The following is a 20,777-nucleotide window of genomic DNA, read 5'->3' as shown; positions in this document are numbered from 1 at the left end:
ATTATTAGTTATTTGCCACTTAAATAAGCAGGCTTGTTTGGTTGTGAAATATGTATGACTATCTGTGAATTGTTTCTTTTGAGGAAATAATATTTTTACGCTGCGGGATTTTGTTGCATTGGTATTCAAGTTAATATGGTGGCCATCAGATATATATATTTTAGAGGAGTTTAGTTATGAATCGATTAACCGGTATTTTAATGGTAACTTTGCTGGGGATAACTTTGCCTGCTGTGGCTGCGAATTATAAGATTGATCCATTGCATACTAATGCGCGTTTTATGCTCGACCATTTTGCAACTTCCAGTAATGTGGGCGGCTTTTATAATCTGAGTGGTGAACTGCAATATGATGCGGGTGCGAAAACCGGGGCTGTAGATATTACTATTCCGCTCAGTACTCTGGATACCGGACGCAGTGAGTTTAATGAACATCTGCTAAGTAAGGCTTTTTTTAATGCTGATCAATATCCGGCTATGCGCTTTGTGTCTCATAATTGGAATTTTGATAATCATGGTAAGGTTAGAGCCTTACGTGGTCAGTTAACTATGGTTGGACAAACTCATCCGGTTACTTTACGGGCAACTAAGTTTAATTGTTATAAAAGTCCGATGAATCATGCTTATATGTGTGGTGGTGATTTTGAGGCTGTGATTGACCGATCTCAGTGGGGAATTAATGAGTATCTGACAGCTATGCCTGCCAGTAGATATGTTAAGCTGAATATTCAAATTGAGGCTGCCAGACAGTAAGATTAATTGTTTTTTTGCGGATTATCTGTTTTGTAGGCAGATAATCCGTTTTGCTGTTTGGTTTATACTATTTTTGCTGGATATAATGGTATTGATTTGGCTGTTTTTGCAGATATTGTGGTATTGTTTGTAGGTTGATTTGAGTATTTTATATTAATGTATTTTGTGTATTGTGGTTTAGGATGTGGATGTAGCTAATCAGTTTTATGTCGTTAACAAGGAGTGTGGAGGGGTTTATGTGGTGTATCAGGAATTTTAACGAACTTTCGTCACATGATTTTTATCGCATTGCGCGTTTGCGTATTGATACTTTTATAGTAGAACAACAGCGGATTTATCAGGAGCTGGATGATTGGGATTTATTGGCTAAGCATGTTTATTATCAGTGTGACGGGCAGATACTGGCCTATGCGCGTATGTTTCTGGCCGGAGTTCACTTTACTTTCAGCCGGTTTGTGACGCATTCGAGTGTTCGTGGTACGGGGATGGGGGATCAGTTGATTAAGCTGATTCTGCATTATGCACGGAATAATTATGCTGAATATCCAATTAAAATAGAATCAAATCGTCAGGTACTTAAATTTTATCAGCGGCATGGCTTTCAAATACAGGGTGCACCTTATATTTCTGATGGAATACCTTATGTACAGATGTTGTATCAGCCACAATAATAAGGCTATGTAAGGTACATCAGGTTAATAGTGGTGGTTTTTGTGTCTGTAGTTGGTTGACTGGGTGATTTGGTATTGAGCTTAGATAAAAACCGGTACGTTTGTACCGGTTTTGTTGTGCAGCAGATTTTATTCGTTCAGATTAATGCCATTTTTCTGCAATATCTGAGTGATCTGCTCCTGTACTTTTTGCTGTTTGGCTTGTTCACGTAGCTGATCTTTTATCTGATCAAATGCGGGAGCATTAGGTGACTGACGCATACCGGCCAGTTTCAGGAGTATGAAATGCTCGTTAATGGTGATGACATTAGGTGAAATCTGTCCATTTTTCAGTTGTGAAGCTAATTGGGCAAAATCAGGTGGCAACTGCTGTGGAGACATCCAGTTGCTGGCTGGTGCTTCAGGGTTGACCTGTTTGAGCAATGTCTCATATGGCAGACCTTTTTTCAGCTTGGTTAAGCCTTCTTCGGCAGCTTCTTTGCTTGGGAAAACAATTGGCAGTAAGTTGATTTCCTGACTAACCTGTTCATATTGCCGGCGCAAATCGCTGTCTTTTACTTCGATGTTAGCAGTCAGATGCTCTATATACTGGGCAGCATAGAATTGTGCCTGTACGTTTTGCCATGCGGCCTGTGTTTCAGGCTGTTTATCCAGCCCTGCTTTAATGGCTTCGGCTTTTAAGATTTCAGCCGTTTGCAGGCGCACGGTAATTTCTTTTTGAATTTCAGCTTTATCTGGCACAGGAGCACCCGGCTGCTGTGCTTGCATCTGGCGCTCAAACTGTTTGAGCATGATGTTAATACGCTGGCTGTCGATTTGCGGTGCATCGGCAAAAGCGAGTCCTGCGGCCATGATACTTAAGCCAGCCAGCCAGGTTATGCTTTTTTTCATGTTGAGTATTCCTTATTTTCTGTCTTGATTAATCATAGTCAGAATTAAAGTTATTGTTTAATGCTGGCACTCTTGTAAAGTTCGTCAAGGGCGCGGGCCATTGTGGCGTTTTGCATGCGGCGTGACAGCATGGGTTCCATTTCTTTCTGGGTTGGTAGTTTAATGCTGCGCTTGTCGTTTATGTAAAATACGGCGTAAATATTGCCGTTGCCTTGCACTGGTGTTGTGGTGTACTGGCCTTTTTTCAGGTCTTTAATGGCGTTGTAAACCAGTGTGGCATTTTCTTGCAGATCTTTAATAGCAATATAGTCTTTAGGTATACCGCCGCTTTCTCGACCAGCCGGATCGATGGTGTACTCTTTGGCTACTGCAGCAAAGCTTTTTTTCGCTTGTAACTGGGCAATTGCTTTATTGGCTGTGTCTGTATCGCGGGTGAGGATTTCACCCAGTTGTACTTCCTGTGTTCCGCTGTAGTACTTTGCTATATCATTGTAGGCATTGCGTACATCTTCAGGTTTTACCGGGTTATTTTTGACTACGTTGGCCAGATAGGCTTGTGCCAGCAGGTTGTCTTTGAAGAAAGCCCATTCTTCGTTAAAACCGGGTTTTTTATCATCGCCCAGACGTTTGGCTTCTGCTTCAGCTTGGCTCAATGCATTCAGGTATTCAGGATCTTTATCTAGGTTCTGTTTTTTGGCAGCCTGAATCAGTAAGGTGCGGGTCACCAGACGGTTGGTGATGCTTTTGCGTAACTCTGGTGAGTCCTGAATCTTGTTCTGGCTTTCTTTAACCAGTATGTTTACTTGATTGTCAATTTCTTTACTGTCAATTTTGGTTCCATTAACAGTAACTACAGTCTGAGCAGCGGCAATGCCGGTTAATCCGAGCATGATGGCAGCAGCAATTAATGGTTTTTTCATGATTAACTCTCTTTGATTAAGTGGATAGAAATGAATGATTACCTAGTTAAATATTCGCTGTTGGTATATGCCCTGATGCTTAAGGCATGAATGGTATTTGTCCTAAATAAATCTTCAAGTAGCTGATGAACTTTGCGCTGCCGTGCCAGACGTGATAAATCGGTAAAGATATTGCTGACTACCAGCAGGCGATAATGCCCGCCACCGCGATGGCCTGTATGTCCAGCATGTAAATGGCTGTCGTCTATCAATTCTAGATGCAGCGGTGCCAGAGGTTGCAGGCGTGTGCGAATGGCTATTTCAATATCAGTCATTGGGTAAGACTTTTTTAAAAGGGCGAATCAGAATTTCTTCATATACACCGGCTTCAACATAGGGATCTTGTTCTGCCCATGCCTGTGCTTCATCCAGTGAGTCGAAGTCTGCAACTACTAGACTGCCGGAAAAATGGCTGTCATTATCTGGCAGTGGATTGGGGCCGGCCAGAACCAAACGGTTTTGTGCCTGTAGTTCCTGTAAACGTGCCAGATGTCTGGGTCGTGCCTTGATACGTGCTTCGTGACTGTTATCGGTATCAGTAGCCATTAACATAAACAGCATTACAACTCATCCTTGTTGATATTGGTTTTAATATATGGGCTAATGTAAATAGATTGGCCTATGGTAAAAAGAACAATTAGTGTAATACTGCCAAAGAGTTTGTAGTTCACCCAAATTTGTTCGGAAAAGTTTAAGAATACCCATAAGTTAAGTGCGCCTAAACCCAGCAGAAAAATAACCCAGGCATAGGTAAGCTTACGCCAGATTGTTTCTGGCAATGTAATTTCCTTACCGATAGTGCTTTTTAGGGCATTTTTGTTACATATATGCGAACCTAACAGGCCAATAGCCATAAACCAGAATAGTATTGTAGGTTTCCATTTAATAAAGCGTGGATCTTTAAACACAATTGTGGCACCGCCCATTACTACTACCAGTAATAGGCTAATCCACTGCATAGTTTGCAGGCGACGGTATTTAAACAGACACCATGCGGCCTGAATAATGCCTGCAACAATGGCCACTTCAGTGGCAAGGATAATATTTTTGGTTAAAACGTAGGTAGCAAAGAAAAGAATGACTACCAAGAATTCAAATACTGCTTTCATTATTAGGACTGGATATCTGTTTTTCTGGTTTGGATTAATAAGGCGTGAGATAATCACTATGATACCCTGAGTTTTTACACTTGGCACCTGTTAAAGCAAGGTATTAAACAATTTTTAACTATTGTTGTATATTGGTTTCAGGCTTTTTTAGTAATAGTTCGTCTGAAAATATCCACAGATAAGTGCACTTTGAATGCAAAACATGTAAAGGTAACTTGGCATTAAAGTATCGCAAAAGCTATTATAGCGTGAGATAATATAAAAACAGGTTTAGTGAACGTTAAATATCAGTTACATTCTAGAGCACTTGTAGAAATTATCTTATTGAATAGGCACGCGCCTGATGGCAATGGTGCATTACCGGTGAGGGTACGGGATTGAAGAACGCAAATAATTTAAAAATCATCGCACTGTCTTTATGTATGTTAGCCAGTGCACCTGCATGGGCAGGGCTGGGGAGCTTACAAGTTAATTCGGCCTTGGGCGAGCCGTTTTCAGGCAGTGTAGTTGTGACTGGAGATGAAGCCAGAGCTGCTTTACGGAGTCGGCCAGCGGTTTCGGGGGCACCGTTGCAGGTACGCGTAACGGCACAAGGAAAAAATGCTGTGATTCATTTGCGTTCCAGTAAGCCTGTTCGCGATCCAATGCTGTCTTTCAGTCTGAGTGCCGGTAGTCAGGGGCGGCAATATACTGCATTACTTGATCCTCCTGAATACCGTCATGGTTCAGCAGGAGCTGGCAAAGCAGCAAGTAAGACAGCAAACAAGCAGCACAAGCCGGTTCGGTCTGCGAAAGACAAGTCATCTGCTCGGGCTGCTGTGGCACTGCAAAACGGGCTGGCCTCTGATAGTGCAGTGGTGAAATATCATGTAGACAATAATGAAACACTGATGGATGTTGCACGCAAGGTACGACCTCAGGGAATGAGTCTTGAGCAGACTATGCATGCTCTGGTTGTTGCCAATCCGCACGCTTTCCGCAATGGCAATCCAGATCTTATGTATCGTGGTATCAGCCTGAATATTCCATCTACTTCACAACTGCATAAATTATCTAAAGTAAAAATCAAAGCAGTTCAAAAACCGGCAGATGTTGCTCAGAATAATGCGCCGGTATCGGCAGCGCCAGTAGCACAGGGTGCTGCGGAAAATGCTGCGGCACAGAAACAGGCTAAGGCAGATGCCGGTGCTGATAAGGCTGGAAATGCTATCGCTCCTGAAACTGATAAAGCAGCCCAAACTAAGGATGCAGAAGCCAGAACAGAAACTGTACAGGCATCTGCGCCAGTACAAGCATCTGCACCAGTTCAGGCTTCAGCACCTGTTGCATCAGCAGCATCAGTGGTAAATGCTGCTCCGGTACAACCTAAAGTTAATCAGGTACCGCCAACGGTAGAAGAGCCGGCAGAAGAATCTATGCTTCCTGCGTGGTGGCCATATGCGTTGGCAGGTGTGGGTGGTATCCTGTTAATTGCTGCTTTACTCTGGCAAGCGCGTAAAAGACGCAATAATGATGAGTATGACGATGATTATTCATCTGATGATGAAGATGATGATGTGGTATTTGATGCTGAACCGCCTAAGGTTGAGCAATCTGTATCTGTTCCGGCTACACCGGCTAAAGCTGCATCAGCAGCTGCGGTAGCTACGGCAGCTGCTGCCACTAGTGCAGCAGCGGAGGACGATGATTGGTCATGGCTGAATAGTGCCGAATCAGATACACCTGCTAAAGCTGATGCGCCAGCAGGCGATACGAATAAGGTGGCCGCTGTAACTCAACATCCTAAAACTGCACCAGTTGCGGATAAGCAGGAAGAGAATGATACTGACTGGCTGAATTTTAATTTTACGGATGATACTCCTGCCGTGTCGGCAAATACGGCAGTGCCGTCAACTGCTGAGCAGGATAATAGTGACGATTTGTCTTGGCTGGATCAGATTGATGCGACAGAACAGCCGGAAGTCTTGACTTCACATGAATCAGTGGTTGTTGCACCTCAGGAAGAAGTAGCAGGTAATACAGATTTTGAGTGGGTAGTGGCTGAGGAACCGCAGCCGGATGAGTTTAAGGCAGAGGTAAATCAGGATGCTATTCAGGTTGTACCGCAGTCTGAACCAGTTGCTTCAGAAGTTGATGCGCTAAATGATTTGGCTGATTTGCAGTGGGATGAAGATTTCAAGTTTGATAATGAATCTGAACAGAATACTACGCCTGCGGTTGAAGTGCCTTCTGCTGTAGAGCAAACTCCAATGCCACATGAGCAGAATGTATCTGGGGCAGAAGATGATGCAATTTCAACAGATATTAACTGGGAAACATTGGGTATCAGTGATGACGAGTCAATGGCTGAACCTGCTTCCTCGGCGGCTAGCTCTACGCCAGCAGTTGAAGCTGATGCGCATGAAATTCCGTCCATGGACTTTACGTTGGATGATGAGGCTGTATCTTTTGCTACAGATAATGTTGATTCAGCTACTGTTACAGCTCCGACTTCTTCATTTGCTACTGGAAGTGGTGCTCAGGACTGGTTGGAACAATCAGCTGAATCAGAATCAACTGATAAGCCTTTGACTCCGGAGCAACAGGCCGTTCCGCTACAGGCAAAACTGGAACTGGCAAAAATGTATCTTGAAATGGATGATGCGGTTACTGCACGCCAGACCTTGAGAGAGCTGACTGACGAAGCCAATGGTGTGATATTGGCAGAAGCTCAAAATCTGTTGCAGCAGTTGGGTGGCTAGTTTTACATTGATTTTATTTTAGTTGCCAGACGTGAGATGTTTCTGTGTCTGGTTAAGACTGAATCCTGTATTAGGATTCAGTCTTTTTATTTATTCTGAATCTGCGTGTTGTATTTAAATCTTGTTGTCTGGAAATAGAGTTCTCTTTAATAATTTCTGACAGTGATTAAGTCTGATTTTGTGAACTACTTTTGTATTTGATTTAGGTATGACCAGATTTTCTACTTTATTTCAATATTTTAACGTAAATGTAATAGTTGTCATGCATTAAATATGGGTGTGATAAAAAACAGGTAACTGAAAGTTGTTTGCAGATGTTTGGCAGAGGCAGGCAAGATGTCTGGTAATTTCAGGTTATTGTGATATTTCTCATGATGGTTAGTAATATGAATATATGTTTATAGTAGAAATATAATTTCAGGTATTAATTAAAATTTGTATTAGTTTTTGATTAATAATAAAAAATTGGAACCAGTTGTTATGCTGTTTTTTCTCGTTATTCGATATGGCTGTGTGATGTAGCTGGCTGCTTATGTATTTGGTCATTAATGTTACAGGATGATTATGTAATAAAAATATTTTACTGATAAAAATCAGAACAATATTGTGTTTTTTTCCTGTATTATAATTGTTAATATATATTAATTTGATTAAAATGACTACGTTTTTGATGAATATGGGAATGGTATATGCGATTAGTAACTGGTAAAAGAGTGATATGGATGGTGATAGCGCTGGTGCTGTCAGCATGTAGTACAGTGAGTAATAAAGCGCCGGATAAACTGGTTCGGCATGGAATACAGCGTCAGTTTCTTCATGATAATCAGTTTAATTTTAATGGTCAGATTCGATTGTTGGCTGATCAGGATGAGGTAAAAGAACTTGCTGATAAGGTAGATGATCAAGTTTTAAGCCGTAAGATACAGACAATGGATTCTGCATCTTCATCTGGGTCTGTTGGAAAAGAACATGAAGCAAAAATAAATGCTAAGGAAAATAAAGAGTCTTATTGTGCGCATGGTAATTCTACAGAAGATTGTGACTATGAAAATAGGTCGATGAACGGGACTTTAAGCTTTTTTGCAAAAAAAACGACTGTTCCATTTAGCGGAGCAATAGATATTCCTCATGGAAAATTTGAATTAATTCCTGAAGTACGTTATGAGGCATCAAATATATTATTTTCGATCAAGATGCCTATGCAGGTAGATTTTCAAAAAAAAGTGCTGATTACGGATATAAGAGCAATTAGACCTTTTGTTAATGTTATCGGCAGTATATTAATAGGGAAACCGGTCGAAATTTATGAAGAACCATATGTTGTAAAAACATTCCCTGAATGGACAAATAGGTTGCCATTGAAGGAATTAATACATGCTATTCCAAAGGCAATTGACGATGGTTATGCCAGTTATGATAAAAAAGCTTTTGTTTATTTATCGTTAGATGAGGCTGGTAAGAAATTAGGAGCTCGTTATCGAGTTCGACTTAACTCCACTAGAGAGCAAGATCAGATAGCGGCTGTTGCTGTTTTTGATAGCTTATATGAGCTGTTAAAACAATCAGAAAAACGTGATGCAGGTTTGAGTGGTCAAGCTGATAAATCAGAGAACGAAGATTATGCTGCTTTGCAAGAATTATTGGATGAAATTCGTGAGAAACTGGATAAAGTTAAATATGATTCTGCTATAACGGATTTTTACTTCGATGATCATGGTCGTTTACTTGCAATGCATGGAATAAATGGATTCATCATGGATGATCTGAAAATTCGTCGACTACTTGGGAATAAAAAAATGAATAATTCATTCTGGATTTATTTTGATTATAGGTCTCACCCTAAATTTACTCTAGAATCCAGCAGAAAAAATGTTCTATTTCAAAAATAAATAATATCAATTTATTAAAATTTGGTTTTTATTTATTTCTCAATTGAATAAATTCTTGTTCTGGAAATGCCAGTGCTGCTATGTGCTGGCATTTTCTGATTGATATGGCTTTTAGCTTTACGGATGATTTTGTGGTACCACTTGCTTGTAGGCGTGGGTTAGCAATATGAATATAAATTGAGATTATGCATTACAGGTGCGATTTTTAAGTAGGACTGGGCTGGATTAGTTGCCGTAATACTGCAACGAGCCTATGGATTCTTCATCAATGGGTATTATTTTGTTTGTTGTGCCCTTACCGATGATGCTCAGTGAACTGCTTGGTAGGTCAAATTTATTTAAATAGTGCGGGTTTACCATATCGCTGATATGTAAGCCAGTTGCATGTATTACTTCAGATAATGTTCTGTTACGTCATTTAGAATGATATTAATATCTGCAATCGCCATTAGGCTATTTATTTGAATTTCGGAGTTGATGTCAGGTGGCGGAATGAGCCTTTTTGAGGTATTTGGAGTTGTTATTCGATATATCTGTGCTGCGATGGTATTTTTGCAGTCCGTAGAATGTTTTTTTACAAGCGGAAAATGCGCAGGCTTGCGAGAAGTTTTTTGTATTCAATACTGTGTAAGTTAGGATGAAGGGGCGACATGAAACCGGTACGGTGTTAGTGTAAGTTACAGACTGGTTGGTTATGGGCGTGAAAGCAGTTGATGGCTATGCGATAATAATGCATTTTGTTGGTGTGAATTAGTGTGGGTTAGGAAGAATAATGGCTGCTAATGTTGTAGAACACTCGGCGAACAAAGCTGATGGAAATCGACCTGTGCAGCGCTGGGCATTGACACTGGCTTATGATGGTGGTGCATTTCATGGTTGGCAAAAACAGCCGGACGGTTTGTATACTATTCAGTCGGTACTGGAAGATGCTTTAAGCTCTATTGCGGCTGAACCGGTTAATGTTGTTGTGGCCGGGCGCACTGATGCTGGTGTTCATGCTACGGGACAGGTTGTGCATTTTGATACTTATGCGCAGCGTAGTGCGGAGGCCTGGTTACGTGGGACAAATACGGCAATGGATAAGAATATCCGTATTGTGAGAGCGCAGCCGGTAGCAGCTGAATTTCATGCCCGCTTTGATGCCTATGGACGTCGCTACCGCTACATGCTTGAATCTAGCCGGGTGCGTATGCCGCAATTGCGTGGTCGGGTTGGCTGGACGCACTATCCTTTGAACATGGATTTGATGCGTGAAGCCGCTGAGATGCTGATTGGTGAGCATGATTTTTCTAGTTTCCGTTCGAGTGACTGTCAGGCCAAATCGCCGGTAAAAACCTTATATCAGCTACGTCTTGCTGGTAGCCCTGAGTTGATGGCGATTGATTTTCATGGCAGTGCTTTTGTACACAATATGGTACGCAATATTGTGGGTGCTCTGGTATATGTGGGTGCCGGTAAGCTGAGTGTGGCTGGTTTTGCTCAATTGGTAGCAGCGAAAAGCCGGCGTCTGGCACCACCAACGTTTATGCCAGATGGGCTGTATCTTACCGGCGTGGATTACCCGCAACAATGGGGCGTGGCTACGGCCGCTTTGCCTGTATGGTTGTGGCCGTATTTGAATTAATACGGCTTGTAGCTGGCTGATTTTTGAAAAGGGCTGGATATGAAAATTCGAAGCAAGATTTGTGGGATGACGCGGGTTGAAGATGCACTGCTGGCTGCACAGCTGGGCGTAGATGCTATCGGATTAATTTTTTTTGCCGGCAGTAAACGGTATGTTACGGTGGAACAGGCACAGGCAATTGCGCGTGCTGTGCCGCCGTTTGTTACGGTAGTCGGTTTGTTTGTTAATGCCAGTGCAGCCGAGGTACAGAAGGTATTGATGCAGGTGCCATTGGATGTACTGCAATTTCATGGCGATGAGAGTGCTGAATTCTGCCGCCAGTTTCAGCGTCCGTATATTAAGGCGATACGGGTGCGCGATACGGCAGATATTGAAGCTGCTACAGCTATGTATACGGATGCGCGTGCATTGCTATTTGATGCGGCTGTTGCTGGCCAATATGGTGGTACGGGGCAGTCTTTTGACTGGCAGATGTTGCCGCGACAATTGGATCGGCAGTGGATTCTTTCGGGCGGGCTGAATCCGGAAAATATTGTTTCTGCGATCAGACAAAGTCATGCGCAGGCTGTTGATGTAGCCAGTGGGGTGGAGCTGGCTGCCGGAATTAAGGACGGGCAAAAGATGCAGGCGTTGATGGCTGCGATTAATGGTTTCGGGCTGTCTGTGGACTAATATTTGTGCTGTAGCTCCAGAAAATATTTATTATCTTATAAGAATATGCTTATGCTGTTTCTTAAAGCTCTTGTTCAGAATAATTTTAATTAATCGATTTAAAATGCACACCGATTTTATATTTTCTTGATGGTAAATATTTTAATTATGCTGCTTGTTTTATCCTCTGCTCAGCTTGTTGCTGTTACTGATATGAGTGTTATGCTATAAGAGTTATGTATTAATAACAGTTGTGTATATTTTAATTGTTAGTTGGTTAAATTTCACGGTTTTATTATGGGTAGAATGTTAAAAAATAAGGAGAAGAATGAATCTTTCTGAGCATAAAGTTTTTTTACAGATGAAAGCAGATGTGCAGTCAGAAAAGCCGGTAATTGAGTGGCAATCTTGTCCGGTACGATTTTCCAAATTATTTAAATGGACAGGCCAGTGTTTTAGTATTTGGACTGTAATTCTATTTAGTTTGTATTTTATCGCTGAGCTACTTTTTATTTATAGTCTTTCGATTGCAGTATTGTTTATTACAATCATTATTTATGCGATATGGATGCATAATAATAAGAAAACCTGTGCTATAAAGGAATCTCATTTAGTCAGTCTGGATCGTAAAAATAGAACGATTACTGTAAGCAATGGGCAATATCAGATTAGGCAGCACCAGCTTACCGATAATTATTTTATCCGAGTTGAGTGTGCTTTACCTTATGGGTGTAAAGTTTCATCACATAAACCACCACTTTGGCGCAGAGGTAGGCTGGTAATCAAGAATGAAAATCTAAAAACTGCTGAAATCCTGTTTGAGTATTTTTTCTGTGATGATTGCGCTTTGAAACAACTGATTGAGGTGGCAGATATTCTTGCTAAAGAACTGAATCTTATCCGTGCACAGGATTATACTATCAATAAAGTATATTGAGTATTAGTGGTATTTGGCTACGCAGGTTTTGGGCAAGGGAGATGATAATTATACGCAGAGTACAACAGTGCTCAGAACTATCAGGGAAGAGCCGGAGCATGAACAATAATACTGCAATGACAGGGATATGCTGATTTACACGGAAAAGATAATCTGTTTGAGAGGGAAGTAAGGCGCGGTTGTTTGCTGGCTGCAATGTTTGTTATAAATTACTGTATTGGTAACTACTTTTTGTTTGATATCTTTATTGCTGCAACTATGCTGAATGCGGTTTTTGTATTGTTTACTATTGTATTGATAAATTTCAATGTATATCTGGTTTATTCGGTTTTATTCAGTGCGTAAAACGTAGCTGTTCAAAGTAATATTTGAATCTGAGAATCAGTTAATTTGCTGCTACCTGCAATTAGAATGCGAAAAAAGGTAGTGCCGTGGGCGTATTCGGGTATTTAGCGTCATGTTCAGGGAGCGCAAATGTAAGCTTTGGCTGGAGATTTGGGCATCAGGTGTGGCAAAATTTCAGCTAAGCTACTTGTGCTGTTGCAACAATAGTTTTATATAAATAATATAAGTAATTTATGTCTTTATTTTATGGAAATATTCAAATTCTAGTGTTCTCTTGAATTGTGGAAGATGTTATTACGGTTAAAATTAGAAGATTTTAATAATCTTAACTGCATATGTTATTAGGGTGTTGTTTAAAGGCGAATAATAGTTAGATTGCTTTGATACAGAAATTCAATTGTTTAAATTAATTAGTTTTAATACCAGTTAAAGGGAATTTATTGGTGGATTGGAGTAATGTAAAGATAGGGCAGAAACGACAAAGGTTAAATTCGCGACAGATTCTTAAACAGATTCGGGAGGCGCTGAAAAATGATAAATCAATTTTACAATGGCCAGTATATCCTAAACTGAAAGGAAAAAAGGATGATCGGGATATTAGGTATCTATTATGTTTGTGTATGATATTGAGTACTGGTTGTTGGCTTTTTTTACTTATGTCTCTGAAAAAGATTACAGAAAGTGGGTTGACTGCTACAGATTGGATTTCTTGTTGGCTTGTTATTATTAGCTCTGGGTTTCTTATATGTTTTGTATTGTTAAATACTAGAAGCATGTCAATTAAGCTAGCACAATATGTTGTTCTGGATCGGTATCGGAAATTGCTGACGATAGTCACTATCAATGGACATAAAGAACAATATCAGCTGCGAAGCAACTGGAATTTATATGCTTTAAAGGCTCTGGTTTATGGATATTCTGGGACAATCAATCTGTTTTTATCCATACCAGAACGAAATAAACATATTCTTTTATTGGAATATCAAGGGGGCTATTATTCAAAAGACTTACGGGAGATGAATGCTGTAGCGGCGTTATTAGCAAAAGATTTAGGTATTCGATATTTTGACTGTAATGCTAAAGAGATTTTTAATACAATTAATAATGATTTGAAGCATAACAAGAATATTATTGAGTGGCCTGTCTATCCTTTTTTAAAATATAGAATTACTGATAAAGTATTAAAGAGTGATAAAGAAAATTATATTTTCTGGGGATTAGGTTGCGTAACCCTTAGTGCATGGGGTTATTTCGGAAACCATAATTCTAGTGGAGATTTAATTATTATTTTGATTATTCTGGTATTTTCGCTATTATTTCTTTTTCATTGGTATCGATGTAATCAAAGCCAAGGCAGAGTAGCAAAATATATTATTCTTAACAGAGCAGAAAAAAACATAACTATCAGCAATGCTATCAAAGGTGAAACTCGTTATTGTTTATCATCCGATAGTATGCTGACGACTATTAAGAAAGGTAATATTTTAACGGGCAGGTCGGTTAATCTGGTTTTAACTGCAACAAAAGAAAGACAAAAAATTTTGTTGTTTGAGTATTTTTCAATATATGGCAATACCAAAGCTAAGAAGATGGATGATCTGGCCAAAACGCTGGCCAGAGATTTGGGTATCAGATATCGCAAAACCAGTAACTAATTTTTTTAATTATGCATGTTTGTTATAGTGCGTGTATTCAGACTGGATAAATATTGTTTCAACTGTTGCTAATCTGAATTATTCGTGTACTTGAAGCAGATATGGGTAAATCCCCGTTGTCAGTCAACTGTCAGGTTGGCGGTAACTGGGATTTTGTTGTTATTTGGCCGGGTGAAATGGTTTTATTTATTCTGGCTTGAGTATGGATAACAGGATAATGAATTTAAAAAATGTTAATATGGCTGAATAGTTTTACTTTGCGGGTAAATTGTTGCTCAATGGAATGAAATATGGAAAATTATCACTATCCAGATGAACAGGGTTTTTTTGGTGAGCATGGTGGGCTGTTTGTGTCGGAAACGCTGATTACGGCTTTAACTGAATTGAAGCAGGCTTATTATGCAGCGAAGGCTGATCCGGCGTTCTGGGCGCAGTACCATGAGGATTTAAAATATTATGTGGGTCGTCCCAGCCCGGTTTACCATGCCCGTCGCCTGTCTGCCTATTTGGGTGGGGCACAGGTTTATCTGAAGCGGGAAGATTTGAATCATACTGGTGCACATAAGATTAATAATACGATTGGTCAGGCTTTGCTGGCGCAGCGGATGGGTAAAAAGCGGGTGATTGCTGAAACTGGTGCCGGGCAGCATGGTGTGGCTTCGGCTACGGTAGCGGCGCGTTTTGGTATGGAATGCACGGTGTTTATGGGCACGGAAGATATCCGGCGTCAGGCACCGAATGTATACCGGATGAAGCTGCTGGGTGCGCAGGTAGTAGGGGTGGATTCTGGTTCGTGTACTCTGAAAGACGCTATGAATGAAGCTTTGCGTGAGTGGGTGGCGCGGGTAGATGATACTTATTATATTATTGGTACGTCGGCGGGCCCGATGCCATACCCGGAGATGGTGCGCGATTTTCAATGTGTTATTGGCAATGAGGCGAAAGCGCAGATGCAGGAAGCTATTGGCCGGCAGCCCGATGTGGCTGTGGCCTGTGTCGGCGGCGGTTCAAATGCCATAGGTTTGTTTTATCCTTATATTAATGTGCCTGAAACTCGTTTGGTTGGGGTTGAGGCTGGTGGTTTAGGTTTGTCAGGTCAGCAGCATGCGGCTCCTATTAGTTCGAATAGTCCGATGGGCGTATTGCATGGTTTTCGCAGTTATCTGATGCAGGATGAATATGGGCAGGTGGTTTCTACTCATTCTGTGTCTGCCGGTCTGGATTATCCGGGTATCGGTCCAGAGCACAGCTTGCTGCATGATATTGGTCGGGTACAGTATGAGGCAATGGGTGATGAAGCAGCGATGGAGGCTTTTCATTTGCTGTGCCATCAGGAGGGTATTATTCCGGCTTTGGAATCCAGCCATGCGCTGGCTTGGGCAGTAGCCAATGCGCCGAAAATGAGTCGGGATGAGGTAATTCTGGTTAATCTGTCTGGCCGCGGTGATAAGGATATCAATACGGTTGCCCGGCTGGACGGAATCAGTCTGTGATTTACTTGAGCTACTGCGCGTTAGTGAGATCGGATAGTAGGTATTTGTTGGGTTTATGAGTAAGAGTATTAAGCTGTCTTCTGTGCAGATTTTTCTGATGGCTCTGGCCATCGGTCTGGCAGTGGCCAGTAATTATTTTGTATTTCCGCTGATTGAGGTAATGGCACGCTATTTTGGTCTGGATGTTGCCAGCAGCGGGATGCTGATTACGCTGACGCAGTTGGCTTATGCGCTCGGGCTGATTTTTCTGGTGCCGCTGGGCGATTTGCTGGATAACAAAAAGCTGATTGTGTCGCTGTATGCGGTGGTAAGTGTCAGTGCACTGCTGATTGCGCTGGCACCAAGCTTATGGCTGTTTGTTGCTGGCCTGCTGCTGGTAGGGGCTTTTTGTACGGTGGCGCAGATTCTGATGCCGCTGGCTGCTAGTCTGACTGCACCGGAACAACGCGGGCGGGTGATTGGTACGCTGATGAGCGGGCTTTTACTTGGTATTTTGCTGTCACGTACTTTTTCCGGTCTGGTTGCTCACTGGTGGGGCTGGCGCATGGTCTATGTGCTGGGTGCGGCAATGCTTGTGCTGATGACTTTGATTTTGCAGTTGAAATTGCCTTATGTGCAGCGTGAGCGCAGTGCGCTGGGTTACTGGCAGACGCTGGTATCGGTGTGGTCGTTGTTATGGTGTACGCCGTTATTGCGTCAGCGTGGTGTGTTGGGAGCGCTAGATTTCTGCCTGTTTTCGGTGTTGTGGACACCGCTGACGCTGTTGCTGAGTCATGCTCCTTATTATTTCAGTTTAAGTACGATTGGTCTGTTTGGTTTATTTGGTGCACTGGGAATATTTGGTTCGAATGTGGGTGGCTGGGCAGCCGATAAAGGCCGTACTTATGGGATGACGGTGGTTTGTGCGCTGTTGTTTCTATTTAGCTGGGCGTTGCTGTATGCAGGCGGAACGCATTTATGGGCGCTGATTGGTGGTGTGATATTGCTGGATTTTGCTATTCAGGCTTTGCATATCTGTAATCAGTCGCTGATTTATCGTTCAGATCCAGCGCTGAAAGGCCGGATTGCTTCTGGCTATATGAGTATGTATTTTATTGGCGGGGTACTCGGTTCACTTGCTTCTGCTATGGCTTATGCACATTATGGCTGGAATGGGGTGGCGCTGTTGGGTGGTGTGATTGCGCTGCTGATTTTGCTGTGTGCGCTGGTGTTTAAATGTGAACATATGTCTTAGGTGTGTATGGTCGGTTTGGTGTGAACCGGACAAGTGGTTTGTATGGCCTGCTCTGGTTTGTAATTGTTATTGTGAATAGGATTGTTTTATGTCTAATCGTGCTGTGATGACAGTGATTGGTAAAGATCGTATTGGTATTGTTGCTGAGGTGGCCACGCTGCTGGCAGAACATCAGGTTAGTATTATGAATATCAGCCAGCAGTTAATGGATGATTATTTCACTATGATTATTTTGTTGGATACTGAACGATGCACTTTGCCGCGTTTACAGTTTTGTGAGTTGCTGGATAGTGAGGGCGAAAAACGAGGTTTGCACATTCGTGTGCAGGATGAGGCTTTGTTTAATGCTATGCACCGGATTTAGGAGTTGTTGATGTCGTTTTCTATTCAGAATAATGAAATTCTGGAGACTATACATATGGTCTCTGACCAGCATTTCGATGTACGTACGATAACTATTGGCATTGATTTGCATGACTGTATTGATACGGATATTAACCGTTTGAATGAGAAGATTTTTGCTAAGATTACTCGGGTTGGTAAGAATCTTGTGCAGACGGCTACTGAGTTGTCTGCGAGATATGGTGTACCGATTGTGAATCAGCGCATTGCGGTAACTCCGATTGCTCAGATTGGTGCGGCTACTGGGGCAGATTCTTATGTCTCGATTGCGCAGACGCTGGATAAGGCTGCAAAAGCTATTGGTATTTCGTTTATCGGTGGTTTTTCTGCGCTGGTACACAAGGGTATGAGTGCTGCGGATGAGGTGCTGATTCGTTCGATTCCTGAGGCTATGGCCTGTACTGATGTGGTATGCAGTTCGGTGAATATTGGTTCTACCCGTGCCGGTATCAATATGGATGCAGTTCGGCTGATGGGTGAAACTATCCGGCAGACGGCAGCGATAACGCCGGAAGGCTTTGGTTGTGCCAAGCTGGTGGTGTTTTGTAATGCTGTAGAAGATAATCCGTTTATGGCCGGTGCTTTTCATGGTGCAGGTGAGGCGGATTGTGTGATTAATGTCGGGGTATCAGGACCGGGTGTGGTGTGTGCTGCGTTGCAGAATACGCAAGGGCTGTCTTTGACTGAAGTTGCCGAGCTGGTGAAGAAAACTGCTTTCAAGATTACGCGTGTGGGTGAACTGATTGGGCATGAAGCCAGTAAGATGCTGGGTATTCCTTTTGGGATTCTGGATTTGTCTCTGGCGCCGACACCTGCTGTGGGTGACAGTGTTGCTCGGATTCTGGAGGCGATGGGATTGAGTGTCTGCGGAACCCACGGGACAACTGCGGCGCTGGCATTGCTGAACGATGCGGTGAAAAAAGGTGGCATGATGGCTTCCAGTGCTGTGGGAGGGTTGAGTGGCGCGTTTATTCCGGTATCGGAAGATGAAGGTATGATAGCTGCGGTAGAAGCCGGTGTGTTGACGCTGGATAAGCTGGAAGCGATGACTGCTGTGTGTTCGGTAGGGCTGGATATGATTGCTGTGCCGGGAGACACGCCGGCCAGTACGCTGGCTGGTATTATTGCTGATGAAGCGGCTATTGGGCTGATTAACAGTAAAACTACGGCAGTGCGGGTTATTCCGGTTACCGGTAAGGATGTGGGCGATTATGTTGAGTTTGGAGGACTGCTTGGCCGTGCTCCGGTTATGCCAGTGAAATCTGGTTCTTGCGAGGTATTCATCAATCGTGGCGGGCGTGTGCCTGCGCCGGTACAGGCAATGAAAAATTAAGGGTTGTACCGGCTCTGCATGTTATGATGCAGACTATGAGAATCAGCACTGGTAGTGTTGCAGGCAGATACTATGCGTCTGGTCGTAAGGAGAGGCGGTAGTTGGTGTCTGTCTGGTACTGACATGTCACTGCTGTATGCGGGAATGAATAGAGAACGGAAATGAGTAGAATTCAACAGACATTTGAGCAGTTGCATGGTCGTACTGCTCTGGTTTCTTATGTCACATGTGGTGATCCGGATCTGGCAACAACATTACAACTGATGCAGACGCTGGTAGCCAATGGTACGGATATTATTGAGCTGGGCGTGCCTTTTTCTGACCCGATGGCGGATGGTCCGGTTATTCAGGCTGCAGCTGAACGTGCTTTGCGCCAGAATGTGTCTCTGGCAGATGTATTGCAGGTGGTGGCTCAATTCAGGCGGGAGAATCAGACTACGCCTGTGGTACTTATGGGTTATCTGAATCCGGTTTATCGTATGGGCTATGAGCGCTTTGCACAGGCTGCTGCACAATCTGGTGTGGATGGGGTGCTGACGGTGGACTGTCCGGCAGAGGCGATTGATGATTTATATGCCCAGTTGCAGACAAATGGGCTAGACTGTATTTTTCTGATTGCACCAACCACAACTGATGAGCGGATTAAGCTGATTGGCAGCAAGGCCAGTGGTTTTGTTTATTATGTGTCTCTCAAGGGTGTAACTGGTTCATCACAGTTGGATACGGCTGAAGTTTCGCGTAAAATTGATCATTTGCGCCAGTTTATTCAGGTGCCTGTTGGTGTAGGTTTTGGCATTCGTGATGCTGACAGTGCCCGTTGTATCGGGGCGATAGCAGATGCGGTAATCGTTGGCAGCCGCTTTGTGCAGACGATAGCTGAGCATGCCGGCTGTGAGGCTGAAGCTCTGGCACCTGTGGTTTCTGAGCTCAGGCAGGCTCTGGAATAATCTGCGTAGAAGTCCTAATTCTGCATGGCAGCCTGTTACGGGTTGCTGGCAATAACCGGGAATGAAAAAATGAGTTGGTTAGATAAAATCCTACCACCCAAGATTAAAAAAGATCCTGTGGCTAAATCTGCAGGTATCCCTGAGGGGTTGTGGCAGAAATGTCCGTCTTGTGCGGCAACTTTATATGCCACGGATTTGAAGAAAAACATGGAAGTGTGTCCGAAGTGCGGACATCATAATCCGGTTTCGGCACGTGAACGTATCCAGATGATGCTGGATGAGACTAAACAGTATGAAATCAGTGCTGATATTAAGCCGATTGATATTCTGAAATTTCGTGACAGTAAGAAATATACTGACCGTTTGAGTGCAGCACGTAAACTAACACAGGAAGATGATGCGCTGGTGGTGGTACGTGGCACCATGAATGGTATGCCGGTGGTTGTAGCTGCGTTTGAATTCAACTTTATCGGTGGTTCGATGGGGTCGGTTGTAGGTGAACGCTTTGTCCGTGGTGTGCGTGAGGCGGTGAAACATAACTGTGCTTTTATTTGTGTGGCTGCCTCTGGTGGTGCACGCATGCAGGAAGGTCTGAATTCTCTGATGCAGATGGCTAAAACCTGTGCTGCATTACATCTGCTTGCAGATAAATCATTGCCGTTTATTTCAGTATTAACAAATCCAACTATGGGTGGGGTATCTGCCAGCTTTGCCTTTATTGGTGATTTGGTGCTGGCTGAACCGAATGCGTTGATTGGTTTTGCTGGTCCACGGGTAATTGAGCAGACTGTACGTGAGACGTTGCCTGAAGGTTTCCAGCGTGCGGAATTTTTGCTGGATAAAGGGGCAGTTGATCAAATTGTCGACAGGCGTGAATTGAAGGAACGCATTGTGCGCTTAATTGGTTTGCTACGCTCGCAAGCCAGTGCCGATGCAGCCTGATGAGTATTTGTCTGCTGAACTGAATGATTAACTATAAGCGCCCTGAAATATTGTTTCAGGGCGCTTTTGTTTGCCTGACGGGTTGAAATATGTGTGCATTTGGCAGAAATGTAAACTGAGATGTGTTTTTCTGGATGATGTTGTCAGACATACTTTATCAAGCAGTTGTAGCCGGATTTTTGCGGAGTGGGAAGAACGGTAT

19 protein-coding genes are annotated in these 20,777 nt (G+C 42.9%); 14 read left to right on the top strand and 5 right to left on the bottom strand.

Annotated features, from left to right (window positions below; translation table 11 throughout):
- Positions 1-176: 176 nt before the first annotated feature.
- Complete coding sequence (locus tag BHC51_RS09750; RefSeq protein WP_100098980.1) at positions 177-752, top strand: YceI family protein; 576 nt, start codon at positions 177-179, stop codon at positions 750-752.
- A 236-nt stretch (positions 753-988) separates the two neighbouring features.
- On the top strand, positions 989-1,423 hold the full coding sequence (locus tag BHC51_RS09745) for a GNAT family N-acetyltransferase (RefSeq protein WP_180296478.1): 435 nt from the start codon (positions 989-991) through the stop codon (positions 1,421-1,423).
- A 129-nt stretch (positions 1,424-1,552) separates the two neighbouring features.
- Here the strand turns inward: BHC51_RS09745 and BHC51_RS09740 are convergent, their stop codons facing one another.
- Genes BHC51_RS09740 through BHC51_RS09720 form a run of 5 tightly spaced genes read right to left on the bottom strand, consistent with a single transcriptional unit; the run spans position 1,553 to position 4,382 of the window.
- On the bottom strand, positions 1,553-2,314 hold the full coding sequence (locus BHC51_RS09740; protein ID WP_100098982.1) for a peptidylprolyl isomerase: 762 nt from the start codon (positions 2,312-2,314) through the stop codon (positions 1,553-1,555).
- 50 nt (positions 2,315-2,364) lie between these two features.
- Positions 2,365-3,234, bottom strand: coding sequence for a SurA N-terminal domain-containing protein (locus BHC51_RS09735; protein WP_100098983.1), 870 nt, complete (start codon positions 3,232-3,234; stop codon positions 2,365-2,367).
- A gap of 38 nt (positions 3,235-3,272) precedes the next feature.
- Positions 3,273-3,548: a BolA family protein gene (locus tag BHC51_RS09730; protein ID WP_100123376.1), complete on the bottom strand. Its 276-nt coding sequence runs from the start codon at positions 3,546-3,548 to the stop codon at positions 3,273-3,275.
- Complete coding sequence (locus BHC51_RS09725; protein ID WP_100098985.1) at positions 3,541-3,834, bottom strand: YciI family protein; 294 nt, start codon at positions 3,832-3,834, stop codon at positions 3,541-3,543. Before BHC51_RS09725 ends, BHC51_RS09730 begins: the two co-directional genes overlap by 8 nt.
- Positions 3,834-4,382: a septation protein A gene (locus tag BHC51_RS09720; protein WP_100123375.1), complete on the bottom strand. Its 549-nt coding sequence runs from the start codon at positions 4,380-4,382 to the stop codon at positions 3,834-3,836. Before BHC51_RS09720 ends, BHC51_RS09725 begins: the two co-directional genes overlap by 1 nt.
- A gap of 377 nt (positions 4,383-4,759) precedes the next feature.
- Between BHC51_RS09720 and BHC51_RS09715 the strand changes: the two genes are divergently transcribed.
- The 12 genes from BHC51_RS09715 (at position 4,760) to accD (ending at position 20,575) form a co-directional block, all read left to right on the top strand.
- Positions 4,760-7,123: a FimV/HubP family polar landmark protein gene (locus tag BHC51_RS09715; protein WP_143558827.1), complete on the top strand. Its 2,364-nt coding sequence runs from the start codon at positions 4,760-4,762 to the stop codon at positions 7,121-7,123.
- Between the two features lie 689 nt (positions 7,124-7,812).
- Positions 7,813-9,012, top strand: coding sequence for a hypothetical protein (locus BHC51_RS09705; protein WP_143558826.1), 1,200 nt, complete (start codon positions 7,813-7,815; stop codon positions 9,010-9,012).
- A 772-nt stretch (positions 9,013-9,784) separates the two neighbouring features.
- Entirely contained in the window at positions 9,785-10,636 is an 852-nt protein-coding gene (gene truA / locus BHC51_RS09700; protein ID WP_100153883.1) for a tRNA pseudouridine(38-40) synthase TruA, read from the top strand.
- Positions 10,637-10,675: 39 nt separating this feature from the next.
- Positions 10,676-11,308 (top strand): phosphoribosylanthranilate isomerase, encoded by a 633-nt coding sequence (locus BHC51_RS09695; RefSeq protein WP_100098990.1) that lies wholly within the window; start codon positions 10,676-10,678, stop codon positions 11,306-11,308.
- Positions 11,309-11,615: 307 nt separating this feature from the next.
- Entirely contained in the window at positions 11,616-12,224 is a 609-nt protein-coding gene (locus BHC51_RS09690; protein ID WP_100098991.1) for a hypothetical protein, read from the top strand.
- Positions 12,225-13,012: 788 nt separating this feature from the next.
- A complete protein-coding gene (locus BHC51_RS09685) occupies positions 13,013-14,224 on the top strand; it encodes a hypothetical protein (RefSeq protein ID WP_100153882.1) in 1,212 nt (403 codons plus the stop codon).
- Positions 14,225-14,514: 290 nt separating this feature from the next.
- Positions 14,515-15,717 (top strand): tryptophan synthase subunit beta, encoded by a 1,203-nt coding sequence (gene trpB / locus BHC51_RS09680; RefSeq protein ID WP_100102719.1) that lies wholly within the window; start codon positions 14,515-14,517, stop codon positions 15,715-15,717.
- Between the two features lie 55 nt (positions 15,718-15,772).
- Entirely contained in the window at positions 15,773-16,951 is a 1,179-nt protein-coding gene (locus BHC51_RS09675; protein ID WP_100153881.1) for an MFS transporter, read from the top strand.
- Between the two features lie 88 nt (positions 16,952-17,039).
- Entirely contained in the window at positions 17,040-17,315 is a 276-nt protein-coding gene (locus BHC51_RS09670; protein ID WP_100098996.1) for an ACT domain-containing protein, read from the top strand.
- Positions 17,316-17,324: 9 nt separating this feature from the next.
- Positions 17,325-18,686, top strand: a complete 1,362-nt coding sequence (locus tag BHC51_RS09665; RefSeq protein WP_100098997.1) for a PFL family protein — start codon at positions 17,325-17,327, stop codon at positions 18,684-18,686.
- Positions 18,687-18,847: 161 nt separating this feature from the next.
- On the top strand, positions 18,848-19,633 hold the full coding sequence (trpA, locus tag BHC51_RS09660) for a tryptophan synthase subunit alpha (protein ID WP_100098998.1): 786 nt from the start codon (positions 18,848-18,850) through the stop codon (positions 19,631-19,633).
- Between the two features lie 69 nt (positions 19,634-19,702).
- Entirely contained in the window at positions 19,703-20,575 is an 873-nt protein-coding gene (accD, locus tag BHC51_RS09655; RefSeq protein ID WP_100153922.1) for an acetyl-CoA carboxylase, carboxyltransferase subunit beta, read from the top strand.
- Positions 20,576-20,777 lie beyond the last annotated feature (202 nt).

Source organism: Snodgrassella alvi (genome assembly GCF_002777745.1).
GTDB classification, from domain to species: Bacteria; Pseudomonadota; Gammaproteobacteria; order Burkholderiales; family Neisseriaceae; genus Snodgrassella; species Snodgrassella alvi_D.
This window is presented reverse-complemented; position numbering and strand designations above follow the sequence as displayed.

Bases quoted from the DNA above. Each gene is read 5' to 3' on its own strand.
- BHC51_RS09720 (WP_100123375.1), bottom strand. From the start codon at position 4,382: ATGAAAGCAGTATTTGAATTCTTGGTAGTCATTCTTTTCTTTGCTACC.
- BHC51_RS09695 (WP_100098990.1), top strand. From the start codon at position 10,676: ATGAAAATTCGAAGCAAGATTTGTGGGATGACGCGGGTTGAAGATGCA.
- BHC51_RS09725 (WP_100098985.1), bottom strand. From the start codon at position 3,834: ATGCTGTTTATGTTAATGGCTACTGATACCGATAACAGTCACGAAGCA.
- BHC51_RS09735 (WP_100098983.1), bottom strand. From the start codon at position 3,234: ATGAAAAAACCATTAATTGCTGCTGCCATCATGCTCGGATTAACCGGC.
- BHC51_RS09705 (WP_143558826.1), top strand. From the start codon at position 7,813: ATGCGATTAGTAACTGGTAAAAGAGTGATATGGATGGTGATAGCGCTG.
- BHC51_RS09730 (WP_100123376.1), bottom strand. From the start codon at position 3,548: ATGACTGATATTGAAATAGCCATTCGCACACGCCTGCAACCTCTGGCA.
- trpA (WP_100098998.1), top strand. From the start codon at position 18,848: ATGAGTAGAATTCAACAGACATTTGAGCAGTTGCATGGTCGTACTGCT.
- accD (WP_100153922.1), top strand. From the start codon at position 19,703: ATGAGTTGGTTAGATAAAATCCTACCACCCAAGATTAAAAAAGATCCT.
- BHC51_RS09670 (WP_100098996.1), top strand. From the start codon at position 17,040: ATGTCTAATCGTGCTGTGATGACAGTGATTGGTAAAGATCGTATTGGT.
- BHC51_RS09665 (WP_100098997.1), top strand. From the start codon at position 17,325: ATGTCGTTTTCTATTCAGAATAATGAAATTCTGGAGACTATACATATG.
- truA (WP_100153883.1), top strand. From the start codon at position 9,785: ATGGCTGCTAATGTTGTAGAACACTCGGCGAACAAAGCTGATGGAAAT.
- BHC51_RS09690 (WP_100098991.1), top strand. From the start codon at position 11,616: ATGAATCTTTCTGAGCATAAAGTTTTTTTACAGATGAAAGCAGATGTG.
- BHC51_RS09740 (WP_100098982.1), bottom strand. From the start codon at position 2,314: ATGAAAAAAAGCATAACCTGGCTGGCTGGCTTAAGTATCATGGCCGCA.
- BHC51_RS09675 (WP_100153881.1), top strand. From the start codon at position 15,773: ATGAGTAAGAGTATTAAGCTGTCTTCTGTGCAGATTTTTCTGATGGCT.
- trpB (WP_100102719.1), top strand. From the start codon at position 14,515: ATGGAAAATTATCACTATCCAGATGAACAGGGTTTTTTTGGTGAGCAT.
- BHC51_RS09750 (WP_100098980.1), top strand. From the start codon at position 177: ATGAATCGATTAACCGGTATTTTAATGGTAACTTTGCTGGGGATAACT.
- BHC51_RS09745 (WP_180296478.1), top strand. From the start codon at position 989: ATGTGGTGTATCAGGAATTTTAACGAACTTTCGTCACATGATTTTTAT.